Origin of the sequence: Streptosporangium sp. OZ121 (genome assembly GCF_051918885.1) — a bacterium.
Lineage (GTDB): Bacteria > Actinomycetota > Actinomycetes > Streptosporangiales > Streptosporangiaceae > Streptosporangium.
The window spans coordinates 691,759-703,515 of the sequence record NZ_JBPXMC010000001.1; the positions used below are offsets into that span (position 1 = coordinate 691,759).

Here is an 11,757-nt window from a genome sequence, read left to right on the forward strand (position 1 = left end):
CCGGACCCGGTCGATCCCCGGCCCGGCGGACCGGGAAGCGTCTCACCCCGCCAACGATCAAATGCCTCAGGTCCCACATAACCCACATTTCGTGACATGAGGTTGCCGTCAGAATGTTCTCGATATATCTTTGAAGCATCGAGAGCGATCAAAAGACGATCGCAGCATGGAGGTACGGCATGACATCGTCCAACGCGATGGGCGCTCCCTGGGCCGGATTCGGGTCCCACGAGGTCAGGCGCGAGATGAAGCGCGCGGCCAGGGAGGCATGGCGGCAGATGGCCGCCGGATGGCACGAGGGCGGCCCGGAGCACGGCCCCCGCGCGCCACACCACACGCACCACGAGCACCACGAGGGCGGGCCTCGCGAGCACCGGCACCGCGGCCACCGCGGCCCCTTCCCCTTCGGCGGGTTCCCCTGGGACATGGGCCGGGGCGGCAGGGGGGGCAGAGGCCCGTTCGGCGGGGGCCCGTTCGGCGGCCCTCCGTTCGGGAGGGGGCGCAAGGCGAAGCGCGGCGACGTCCGCGCGGCGATCCTCGCCCTGCTCACCGAGTCCTCGTGCAACGGCTACCAGATCATCCAGGAGATCGAGCGGCGCAGTGAGGGCGGCTGGAAGCCCAGCCCGGGAGCGGTCTACCCCGCCCTGCAGCAGCTCACCGACGAGGGCCTGGTCCTGGCCGAGGAGAACGAGGGCCGCAAGACCTTCGGCCTCACCGACGCCGGACGCGCCTACGTGGCCGAGCACGCCGACGAGGTGCGCGCCCCGTGGGAGGAGATGACGCCCGACGTCGACGACAGCACCTGGGAGCTGATGGACATCACCCGCCAGTCGGGGTTCGCCATGCTCCAGATCCTGCAGACCGGCAGCGACGCGCAGATCCGGCAGGCCAAGCAGACCCTGGTCGAGACGCGCCGCAAGCTCTACCAGATCTTGGCCGACGGCGACACCGGCGAGGAGTGACCCGACCATGACCCCCCGAGACGACCTCCGTATCGGAGACGCCGAGCGTGACGTGGCGATGGAGTCCCTGCGCGAGCACTACGTGCAGGGCCGCCTGACCCGTGAGGAGCTCGACGAGCGCCTCGAACTGATCCTGTCCGCGCGGACCGGCGGCGAGCTGGCCCGGGTGAGCGCGGACCTGCCCGGCCCGAGCGCCCTCCGGCCGGAGGAGTCCGAGGACACCTGGGGTCCCTGGGGCGCGGGGGCCCCCTGGGGACCGGGGAGAGGACCGTGGGGGCCGGGCGGAGGTCCATGGGGACCGGGCGGGCCGTGGGGACCGGGTCACCGGCATCGCGCGCACGCCCACCCCTGGCGCCACCACCGCCCCGGGGGCCGCCACCCCAGGGGTCATCGCGGCGGGCCGCCGTTCTTCCCCCTGATCATCCTGGTGATGGTGGCCGGGGTGTTGATCGGCGGGTTCGGGGTGCTCAAGTTCGTCTTCCTCGCCTGGCTGGTGATGGCGGTGCTGGGTATGCTCCACCGCGGGCGGGGGCGCTCCAGGACGCGCTCCCGCAGGGTCGGCCCCCCGGCCTGACCCACCCTCTGACTCTGACCGGCCTCTGCCGGCCTCTGAGGGCTTCGGGCGAGCGGGCGACGTGCTCGCCCGCCACCCGTCCCGGCTCTCGGGGCGCTCGCACCGGCCGGTCAGGCGAGGGACTCCCGGAGCCTGCGCATCTCGCCCGCGATCCCGTCCAGCGTCCAGTGCGCGTTCAGGCCGCTCGGGTTGGGCAGCACCCACACCGTCGCGCCGCCGATCTCGCTCTCCTGCGGCCCGATCACGGCCTTGGGCACGCCGAACGCCTGCCGGTAGGCGGTCACCCCCGCCACCGCCAGCACCCTCGGGCGGATCTCGGCGACCAGCCCCGCCAGGCGCTCCCCGCCCGCGCGGAACTCCTCGGCGGACAGTTCCGCCGCCTGCGCGGTGGGCCGTCGCACCACGTTGGTGATGCCCAGCCCGTACGAGGGAAGCAGGTCCTGCTCGGCGGGCGAGAGCAGCCGGGGGGTGAAGCCAGAGCGGTGCAGCGCGGGCCAGAAGCGGTTGCCGGGGCGGGCGAAGTGGTGGCCGGTGGCCGCGGAGTACAGGCCGGGGTTGATCCCGCAGAACAGCACGTCCAGCGAGGGCCCGAGCACGTCCTCGATCGTCCTCTCCGCGGCCGCCTCGAGCTCGGCGCGGCTCGGCCGCGCCGGGACCCGCGCTCCGGAGGTCGCCCGCCTCGCGGGCGGGGCGCTTTCTTGTCTCTTGGACGGCACGGGTCTCTTGGACGGCACGGGGCGAACCTAGCCCATCTCCTCGAGCTTTCGCCCCTTGGTCTCCCGTACCTTGAACAGCACGAAGACGAAGGAGAGCGCGGCGAAGGCGGCGTACCCCACGTAGGCCCCGGCCAGGTTCCACTCGCTCAGCGAAGGGAACGAGACGGTGATCAGCCAGTTGGCCACCCACTGGGCGGCGGCGGCCACCGAGAGCGCGGCGGCCCTGACGCGGTTGGGGAACATCTCCCCCAGCAGCACCCAGACGATCACACCCCACGACAGCGCGAAGAACAGCACGAAGACGTTCGCGGCGACCAGGGCGACCGCACCCTGGGCCTCGGGCAGCTTGACCGCCTCGCCACTCGGGACACCCGCGCTGAAGGCCCACGCGGCCACGGCGAGCGCGGCCGTCATGCCCGCGGAGCCGATCAGCAGCAGCGGCCTGCGGCCGATCCTGTCGACCAGCGCGATGGCGATGAACGTGCCGACGAGGTTGATGATCGAGGTGGAGAAGCTGATGAGCAGCGAGTCCGACTGGTTGATGCCGACCGACTGCCACAGTGACGCCGAGTAGTAGAAGATCACGTTGATGCCGACGAACTGCTGGAAGACGGAGAGCAGGATGCCGATCCAGACGATCGGCATCAGCCCGAGCCGGGAACCGCGCAGGTCGCGCAGGCGGGGTCGGCGCTCGCCCCGCAGCGAGGTCTCGATCTCCGCCAGCCGGGCGTCCAGGTCGGTTCCCTCGCCCTCGACCTCCGACAGCACCTTGCGCGCCGCGTCCGTTCTCCCGACCGCGATGAGGAAGCGCGGCGACTCGGGGATGACCGTCGCGAAGACCAGATAGAGCAGGGCGGGGATCAGGCAGGCGCCGAGCATCCACTGCCAGGCCTGCAGCCCGAGCAGCTCGTTGTTGACGTCGCCCCCGGCCAGCTCCGCGATCGCGTAGTTGGCCAGCTGGGAGACCGCGATGCCCAGCACGATCGCGAGCTGCTGGAAGGACCCCAGCCGCCCTCTGTAGGCGGGCGGCGCGACCTCCGCGATGTAGGCGGGGCCGATCACCGAGGCCATGCCGATGCCCACACCGGCGAGCACCCGCCACAGGGCCAGGTCCCAGAGCGCGAAGGGCAGGGCCTGGCCGATGGAACTGACCGCGAACAGGATCGCGGCCACCTGCATCGCCCTGGTGCGTCCCCAGCGGTCGGCCAGCCCTCCGGCGATCCAGGCGCCCAGCGCCGAGCCCAGCAGCGCGATCGCCACGACGAAGCCGGTCTGGACCGGGCCGACGTCGAAGTTCTTCTCGATCCCGGTGACGGCGCCGTTGATGACGGCGCTGTCGTACCCGAAGAGGAAGCCGCCGATCGCCGCCGCGGCGGTGATGAAGACGACGTGCCCGATGTTCTCACCGGAGGTGCCCGTGGGAGCGGTGCTGGCCATGAGGGTTCTTTTCCCCAGGAGGAGATTTGAGACATGGCTCCCGGACTTTCGGGGACGGCCGCATGACGGCCGTCCCCACCGGCACCGTCCCCGTCCGCACCGCCCCCACCTGCACCGTTCCCATCCGCGCCGTTCCCGCCGGCGTCGTTCCCCCGGCTCCCACCGGCGCCGTCCCCCGCGAGGACCACGGCCGGAAGCACCGGCGGGGACCACAGGCCGGAACCGACGACGGGGGCCACGGGCGGGGACTACAGGCGGGGACCACGGGCGGGGACCACGGGCGGGGACCACGGGCGGGGACTACAGCCGGGGATCGACCGGCTCGGACTCCAGTGCCAGGACGGCGAAGACCGCCTCGTGCACCCTCCACAGCGGCTCCCCCTCGGCCAGCCGGGAGAGCGCCTCGAGACCCAGCGCGTGCTCGCGCAGGGCGAGCGATCGCTTGCGGCCCAGGAACCGGCGGCGCAGCACGTCCAGGCTCTCGGTGTAGTCGGGCCCGTAGATGATCCGCAGGTACTCCCGCCCGCGCACCTTGACCCCGGGCTGCACCCGGCTCCGCCCGTCCGGCGGGTCGAGCGGCTTGACGACCATGCCCTCGCCGCCCTCGGCGGTCAGCGCCGACCACCAGGCCGTGGCCGCCTCCGTCGACTCCGGCGAGGCCGGATCGGCGAACACGTGCCGGGTGGGCGCGATCAGCGGGTCGTCGAGCCGCGACAGCAGGTCCAGGTGCCAGGAGTGCGGCTCCTGGATCGCGGTCGCCCTGCCCTCGCAGGCGAGGATCTGGAACGGTGCCAGCCGAAGCCCCTCAAGTCCGGAGACAGGCCAGCAGTAACGTGCATATGCCTGCCTGAAACGGGCAGCGTTGGTGGAGCGGCGTCGGGTGCGGTCCAACAGATCGCCCACATCCAAACCGCGCCCGGCCGCCGCCTCCAGCACGGTGATCGCCTCGGGCAGCACCGTGCGTGCCGCGGCGCCCACCGACGCGTACTGGCCGCGGATCAGCCCCTCGGCCTTGGCCGACCAGGGCAGCAGCTCGCAGTCGAGGGCGATCCAGCCCGACCCCAGCTCCTCCATCAGCGGCGCGCACACCCGCCTGAGCCTGTCGACCAGCTCGGTGGTGTCGGCGAAGAACGACCTTCCGGTACGGGTGTAGACCGCCCCCGCGCTGCCGTCGGTGACCCCGAACCGAGCCGCCGCCACCTCCGGGTCGGCGGCCAGCACGGCCACCGCCCGCGATCCCATGTGCTTCTCCTCGCACACCACCCGGGTCACCCCGGCCGCCGCGAACTCGGCGAACGCCTCGGCCGGATGCTCCAGGTAGCCGTCGAGACGGGAGGTCTCCGGAGGCGCCATCGTCGGCGGGAGGTAGACCAGCCAGCGCGGGTCCACCGCGAACCGGCTCATGATCTCCAGGGCGGCGGCCGAGTTCTCCTCGCGGACCTTGATGCGGCCGCCGCCGTGGCGCACCTCGATGTGGCGGGTGCCCCGCACGTCGTCGACGGAGAGCATGCCGGGGGCGCGGTGACCGGGGGCGGCCAGCGGCTTGACCGACTCGTACCAGACGCGCTCGGCGGGCACCGAGACGATCTCCCGCTCCGGGTAGCGCAGCGCGGTGAGGCGCCCGCCGAAGACCACTCCCGTGTCCAGGCAGATCGTGTTGTTGATCCACTCGGTCTCGGGGACCGGGGTGTGGCCGTAGACGACCATGGCCCGGCCCCGGTACTCGTGCGCCCAGGGGTAGCGCACCGGCAGACCGTACTCGTCGGTCTCGCCGGTGGTGTCGCCGTACAGCGCGAAGGAGCGGACCCTGCCGGAGGCGCGGCCGTGGTAGTCCTCCTTGAGCCCGGCGTGGGCGACGACGAGCCTGCCCCCGTCGAGCTGGTAGTGGCTGATCAGGCCGTCCATGAAGGCCAGCGCCTCCCGCCTGAACTCCTCCGGCTCGGCGGCCAGCTGGTCCAGGGACTCCTGGAGGCCGTGGGCCACCCGGACCTTGCGGCCGTTGAGCGCGCGGGCCAGCTTCTGCTCGTGGTTGCCCGACACGCACAACGCGGTCCCGGCCGCGACCATGCCCATGACCAGCCGGAGCACGCCCGGCGAGTCGGGCCCCCGGTCCACCAGGTCGCCGACGAACACCGCCGTCCTGCCCTCGGGGTGGACCGCCCCCGCGCCGCCGGGATCGACCTCCCAGCCGAGGTCGCGCAGCAGCGTCTCCAGCTCGGCGCGGCAGCCGTGCACGTCGCCCACGATGTCGAACGGGCCGGTCAGCTCGCGCCTGTCGGTCCACGCCTTCTCGGTGACGACCGTCGCGGCCTCGATCTCCTCGGCCCCGCGCAGCACGTGGACCCGGCGGAAGCCGTCGCGGGAGATCCTGCTCATGGAACGGCGCAGTTCCTTGCGCTGCCTGACGACCACGCGCGCCCCGAAGTCCCGGTCGGGCCTGGACTCGTTGCGCGCGATCGCCAGCTCCTCCGGTACGTCCAGGACGATCGCGTCGACCAGCACGTTGTGCGACTTCGCGAGGGTGACCAGCTGCTTGCGCGCCTCCCACTGCACGTTCGTGGCGTCCACGACCGTCAGCAGCCCGCGCCGCAGGCGGGTGCCGACGATGTAGTGGAGCACGTCGAAGGCGTCGGGGGTGGCGGCCTGGTCGTTCTCGTCGTCGGCGACCAGCCCCCGGCAGAAGTCGGAGGAGATCACCTGGGTCGGCGCGAAGTGCCTGGCGGCGAAGGTCGACTTGCCGCTGCCGGACACCCCCACGAGCACGACGAGCGACATCTCCGGTACGGCGATCTCAGTCATCTCCACCTCCCGCGTCTCCCGCGCCCACGGGCGCCTCCGTACTTCCGGGACCGCCTTCGGTACTCCCGGGACCGCCTGGCGCGCCCGCGGGACCCTTCACGCCCGCGAGGCCGAACAGGGCCATCTGGGTGGGCGGGCCGACCTCGGGGTCGTCGTCGCCGACCGGCAGGAACTCGGCGCGGTAGCCGTACTCGCCGCACACCTTCGCCGCCCACGCGCGGAACTCGGCGCGGGTCCACTCGAAGCGGTGGTCGGGGTGGCGCACACCGCTCAGGGATTCGTAGCGGACGTTGTGCTCGACGTTGGGGGTCGTGACGATCACGTGCCCCGGCCGGGCGGTCCCGAAGACCACCCGCTCCAGCGCGTCCAGGCGCGGCGGATCGACGTGCTCGACGACCTCCATCAGCACCGCGGCGTCATACCCGGCGAACCGGACGTCGGTGTAGGTCAGCGCGCCCTGGAACAGCTCCAGCCGCTCCCGCCGGCGTTCCGGCATCCGGTCGAGCCTCAGCCGCCTGGCCGCGAGCGCCAGCGCCCGGGAGGAAACGTCCACTCCCGCCACCCTGGTGAACCGGGGCCGTTCGAGCAGCGCCGCGACCAGACGGCCGGAACCGCACCCGAGGTCGATGACGGTGCTCGCTCCCAGTCCCTCCAGCGTGGCGAGCACGGCCTCCAGGCGAAGGATGTTCAACGGCCGCCTGGCGGCGCCCCCGGGCCCGGTCCGCGCCCGCCCCTCGGAAGGGATCTCGCCGGCCGGAAGTGCCCCGCCCGGCGCGCCGGTCCCGCCGATGGCGGTGGCGGCTCCCGGCACGGAGGAACCGGCTCCCGGTACGGCGGAGCTCCCCGCCGCGAAGCCCTCCGCGACGGTGTCTCCCCCGGTGGCACTCCCCGCGACGGGGCTCCCCTCTGCCGGCCCCTCACCGGCCTCTGCCGACCCCTCACCGGCGGCGCCCTCTCCGGCGGTGCCCTCCTCGGCGGGGTCGGCCGAGAGGTCCTCCTCGACAGCGGTCTCGAGGTCCTCCTCCACGTCGTCGCCGATCTCGGCGAGGCGGGCGAAGGCGGTACGGGCGAGGGCCCGGCGACGGCCGAGGTAGCGGTGAGTGATGAGGCCCCGGTCGGGGTGGGCGGCCAGCCACGACTCGCCCGCCCTGATCAGCTTGTCCACCTCGTCGGGGGCCACCCAGTAGTGCTTGGCGTCGTCGAGCACCGGAAGCAGCACGTAGAGCTGGTTGAGCGCGTCGGCCAGGCGGACCTCCCCGCGCAGCACCAGCCGCACGTAACGGGAGTCGCCCCACTCGGGGAACTCCTCGTCCAGCGGCAGGGCGGTCGCCTCGACCCGCCAGCCCAGCGGTTCGAACAGCCGGCGCGCGAGCTCGGGACCGCCCTTGCACGGCAGCACGGGCAGGGTGATCTCCAGCGGTATCGGCCCCGCGGCCAGCTCCGGACGGCTGTCACAGCGCCCGGTGCGCGCCGTGCGGAACACGTCGGCCAGCGCCACGGCCAGCAGCGACGACGCGGCGTAGGGCCGGTCGTTGACGTACTGGCCCAGCGTGTAGTCGGGCGTGGACCGGTCGCGCGAGCGCACCAGACGGATCGGGTCGACGTCGAGCATCAGCGCGGCCGTGCAGCGCTCCTCGCTCGCCTCGGGGTAGAGGACACGTGCCACGCCGTACGACTGCCCGAACTCCTGGACCCGGTCGGGGTGCTTGTGCAGCAGGAATCCGAGGTCCGTGGCGGGGCTCACGGTGGTGGAGATCGTCAGCAACACCCGGTTCAGTGTGCCGCACCCACGCCGGGACGGCCATCGGTTAACACCCCGAACCCCCATGATCCGGCCATCGATGGCCGGCGAACCGGCTCGGCCGTTCGGCTGCGAGCCGGTTCGGCGGTGGCGTGCCAACGGGACGGCGAGGAGGAGCGGCCCGTCCGTGCGCGCTGGCGCGCGGGCCCGCGACCTACACGTGGGACAGGATCTCGTCCGAGATGAGTTCCAGCTGGTCGAGGTCGTCCAGGTCCAGCACCTGCAGATAGATCCGCTCGGCGCCCAGCTCGGCGAACCGGCCGATCTTCTCGGCCACCTCGGCGGGGGTGCCCGCCAGGCCCGTCGCACGCAGCGCGGCGAGGTCCTGCCCGGTCGCCTCGGCCCGCCGTGCGATCTCCGCGTCGTCGGAACCGACGCAGACGGTCTGCGCGACGGAGAACACGACCTGCTCCCTGCCCTCCGCCTCGCACGCCTTCCTGACCCGGTCGAAGGCCTGCGAGGTGTCCTCCAGGGTGCGGAACGGCACGTTGTACTCGTCGGCGAACCGGGCGACCAGGCGCGGGGTGCGCGTGGCGCCGGTGCCGCCGATGATGATCGGCGGTTTCGGGCTCTGCGCGGGCTTCGGCAGCGCGAGCGAGTCGGCCAGCCGGTAGTGGGCGCCTTCGAAGGAGAACGTCTCGCCCTTGGGCGTGGTCCAGAGCCCGACCAGTATCTCCAGCTGCTCCTCGAACCTGCCGAACCGCTCGCCGATCGGCGGGAACGGGATGCCGTACGCGGTGTGCTCGGCGTCGTACCAGCCGGTGCCCAGGCCCAGCTCCACCCGCCCGCCGCTCATCTGGTCGACCTGGGCCACGCTGATCGCCAGCGGGCCCGGCAGCCGGAAGGTGACCGGCGTGACCAGGGTGCCGAGACGGATCGTGGAGGTGTCCCTGGCGAGGCCGGCCAGGGTCGTCCAGGCGTCGGTGGAGCCGGGTCCCGGGTCTCCGGGTCCGAGCCGCATGTAGTGGTCGGAACGGAAGAAGGCGTCGAACCCCAGCCGCTCCGCGGCCAGCGCGACCGTCAGCAGCTCGTCGTAGGTGGCACCCTGCTGCGGTTCAGTGAAGATCCTCAACTTCATGGGAACCATTATCCGGGCACTCCGGACGGCATCCGCAGAAAGCCCGCGCCATGGCGGGAACGCTTGCTAACGTTCTGGCCTCTGACGCAACGGGTAGCGGATCGACCACTCACAGCGATCACCCCTTGGCCGTCGAGGAGGGGATCACATGCCTGTGGCGACCGACCGCCCCCACACCCGCCGGGTCCGCGAGCCCGGCACCCCGCCCCGGCCCCTCGTGGTGCTCGCCTCGATCGTGCTCGCCGCGGGCACCGGGGCCGCGATCTGGCTGCTGCCCTCCAGGGCGCAGGGCGAGTGGGCCCCCCTCGACGGGCGGGCCGGGTCCGGGGCGACACCCCCGGGAACGGCCTCGGGGCCCGCGGCCGAGCCCTCGCCCCCACCGGCCGTCACCCGCCCTTCGGGTTTCGTGGCATTCGTGGACGCGGTCCGCGAGCCGCGCTTCAACCTTTCCAGGGAGGCCAGAAGGAGCCACGTGCGCTGGTTCACGCTGGGCCATCTCACCGCCGGGCAGAAGGGCTGCGTCCCCAAGTGGGGCGGGCTCCAGGCGCAGGGGGGCAACCCGGTCGCCAACCGGCTCGCCCCCCTGCGCGCCGCGGGCGGGAACGCGGGCCTCGCCTTCGGCGGCCCGGCGGGGCGCGAGCTCGCCGCGGCCTGCTCCGACCTCGCCAGGCTCACCGCCGCCTACCGCCGGGCGATCGGCACCTTCGACGCCACGTACATCGACTTCGAGGTACACGGCCCGGCGGGCGGCGCCACCGTGCTGCGGCGGGCCAGGGCGATCGCGGCCCTGCAGCGCGAGGCGGCCGGCGAGGGCCGTTCCCTCACGGTGAGCTTCACCCTCCCGGTCACCGGGGCCGGACTGTCCCCCGCCGACCAGGAGATGCTCCGGACCACCCGGGCGGCGGGCGCCGAGATCGCCGCCGTCAACCTCCTGGCGCCCGTCGACACCGCCTCGGGCGCCGGGAGCCGCCTGCGCCCGATCGCCTCGGCCGTCCGCGCCGCGCACCCTCAGATCGCCCGTTCCCTGGGCGAGAGCGCCGCCTGGGACCGGATCGCCCTGACGCCCGTGCTGGCCGGTCCCGGCGACCTCACGCGGCTGGAGGCCCGCAGGCTCGCCGCCTTCACCAGCCGCAACCGCCTGGCGTGGCTCTCCACCAGAGGCACGGCCCTCTCTCCCGGTATCACCCGGTTCCTCACCGGCGCGACGCGCTAGACGGCCCTCGGCGGGCCCGGGAAACCCGGGCAGGCACTGGACAAGCGCCTCCTTTGGGGTTATCAATGGGTTATAACCCTCCTGTAACCCCATAGGGGAGATGTGATGCCGAAGATCAATGTCTATCTGCCCGACGAGCTGGCCGAAGCGGTAAAGAAGGCGGGCGTGCCGGTCTCCGCCGTGTGCCAGCGGGCTCTGGAGCAGGCCGTACGGCGGGTGACGGCCATCCGCGAGACGGCGCTCGGCGCCCCCGACCTCGACGACCTGACCGCGCGCCTCACCCACTTCACCCCGCGAGCCCGGGACGTGGTGAGGCTCTCGGTGGAGCAGGCGCGCGCCCTGGGTGCGGCCGAGGTCGGCACCGAGCACCTGCTGGGCGGCATGCTCGCCGAGGGAGGCAACCTGGCGATCCAGGTTCTCGGCGCCCTGGAGATCGACCCCGAGGAGGTGCGGCGGCGCCTGGACCGGCTCAGCCTCGACACCCCGGCCGCGACCGGCTCCGACGAGGCGGAGATCGCCTTCGGGGCGCCCGCGGCGGCGGCCCTGGAGATGACCGTCACCGAGGCCACCTCGCTCGGTCACAACTACGTCGGCTGCGAGCACCTGCTCCTCGGGCTGGTCGCCGAACCGGACGGGGCGGCCGGGCGCATCCTGCGGGAGCTGGGCGCCGAGCACCGGCTGACCCGCCACGCGGTCTCGGCCGCGCTCGCCGGGTACGTCCACCTGCGCGCGCAGACCCGGCCCGCCGCCCCTCCCCCGGCCCTGCCCGCCGACGCGGCGAGCGCCCTGTCGGCGGCCGTGCGCGAGGAGCTGCGCCCCGTCCTGCTCAGGCTCGAACGGCTGGAGGAGCGCCTCGGCACGGCGGACGAGGCGTAGGCGTGGGCGCGACTCCCTCCCCGCCCCGAGGGACGGGACGTCCACACCGCGGGTACCCGGTGACCACCCGCCCGGCCGTGTACCTGGTAGCGGGCGTGATCGCGTGGCTGGCCACCGGGATCGCCGTCGGCGTGCTCGTGGGGATGGGCTCGGGCGTGCTCGCCGGGGTGCCGGCGGGCATGGGCGCGGGCATGGGCGCGGGCATGGGCGCGCGCGCCCTCATCGGGCGCTTCCTGACCGAGGCGGGCCCGGGCCGGGAGCCGGAGGCCGGCCAGTAGGTGTTCCGCGTGCCCAGCGGTTC

Annotated in this window: 10 protein-coding genes; 5 read left to right on the forward strand and 5 right to left on the reverse strand. The window is 73.2% G+C overall.

Annotation, left to right across the window (positions count from 1 at the left end; translation table 11 throughout):
* Window positions 1–179: 179 nt before the first annotated feature.
* Both ACTOQ1_RS03300 and ACTOQ1_RS03305 read left to right on the forward strand, forming a co-directional pair.
* Window positions 180–962, forward strand: coding sequence for a PadR family transcriptional regulator (locus ACTOQ1_RS03300; protein ID WP_440064298.1), 783 nt, complete (start codon window positions 180–182; stop codon window positions 960–962).
* Window positions 963–969: 7 nt separating this feature from the next.
* Window positions 970–1,536, forward strand: coding sequence for a DUF1707 SHOCT-like domain-containing protein (locus tag ACTOQ1_RS03305; RefSeq protein ID WP_440064299.1), 567 nt, complete (start codon window positions 970–972; stop codon window positions 1,534–1,536).
* 110 nt (window positions 1,537–1,646) lie between these two features.
* Here the strand turns inward: ACTOQ1_RS03305 and mug are convergent, their stop codons facing one another.
* The 5 genes from mug to ACTOQ1_RS03330 all read right to left on the reverse strand — a co-directional run bounded on the left by mug (window position 1,647) and on the right by ACTOQ1_RS03330 (window position 9,367).
* Window positions 1,647–2,252: a G/U mismatch-specific DNA glycosylase gene (gene mug / locus ACTOQ1_RS03310; RefSeq protein ID WP_440064765.1), complete on the reverse strand. Its 606-nt coding sequence runs from the start codon at window positions 2,250–2,252 to the stop codon at window positions 1,647–1,649.
* A gap of 27 nt (window positions 2,253–2,279) precedes the next feature.
* Window positions 2,280–3,689: a sugar porter family MFS transporter gene (locus ACTOQ1_RS03315; protein ID WP_440064300.1), complete on the reverse strand. Its 1,410-nt coding sequence runs from the start codon at window positions 3,687–3,689 to the stop codon at window positions 2,280–2,282.
* 300 nt (window positions 3,690–3,989) lie between these two features.
* Complete coding sequence (locus ACTOQ1_RS03320; RefSeq protein WP_440064302.1) at window positions 3,990–6,488, reverse strand: polynucleotide kinase-phosphatase; 2,499 nt, start codon at window positions 6,486–6,488, stop codon at window positions 3,990–3,992.
* Window positions 6,481–8,256 carry a 3' terminal RNA ribose 2'-O-methyltransferase Hen1 gene (locus ACTOQ1_RS03325; protein ID WP_440064303.1) on the reverse strand — a complete coding sequence of 592 codons (1,776 nt, stop codon included), beginning with the start codon at window positions 8,254–8,256 and terminating at the stop codon, window positions 6,481–6,483. Before ACTOQ1_RS03325 ends, ACTOQ1_RS03320 begins: the two co-directional genes overlap by 8 nt.
* 187 nt (window positions 8,257–8,443) lie before the next feature.
* The gene (locus tag ACTOQ1_RS03330) at window positions 8,444–9,367 is read right to left on the reverse strand and encodes an LLM class F420-dependent oxidoreductase (protein ID WP_440064304.1); all 924 of its coding nucleotides are present in this window, start codon (window positions 9,365–9,367) and stop codon (window positions 8,444–8,446) included.
* A 148-nt stretch (window positions 9,368–9,515) separates the two neighbouring features.
* On the opposite strand from ACTOQ1_RS03330, the gene ACTOQ1_RS03335 reads away from it, so the two are divergent.
* From ACTOQ1_RS03335 to ACTOQ1_RS03345, 3 genes are all read left to right on the forward strand, one after another.
* On the forward strand, window positions 9,516–10,580 hold the full coding sequence (locus ACTOQ1_RS03335) for a hypothetical protein (protein WP_440064306.1): 1,065 nt from the start codon (window positions 9,516–9,518) through the stop codon (window positions 10,578–10,580).
* A 105-nt stretch (window positions 10,581–10,685) separates the two neighbouring features.
* Window positions 10,686–11,456: a Clp protease N-terminal domain-containing protein gene (locus tag ACTOQ1_RS03340; RefSeq protein WP_440064307.1), complete on the forward strand. Its 771-nt coding sequence runs from the start codon at window positions 10,686–10,688 to the stop codon at window positions 11,454–11,456.
* Window positions 11,457–11,533: 77 nt separating this feature from the next.
* A complete protein-coding gene (locus ACTOQ1_RS03345) occupies window positions 11,534–11,734 on the forward strand; it encodes a hypothetical protein (protein ID WP_440064309.1) in 201 nt (66 codons plus the stop codon).
* Window positions 11,735–11,757 lie beyond the last annotated feature (23 nt).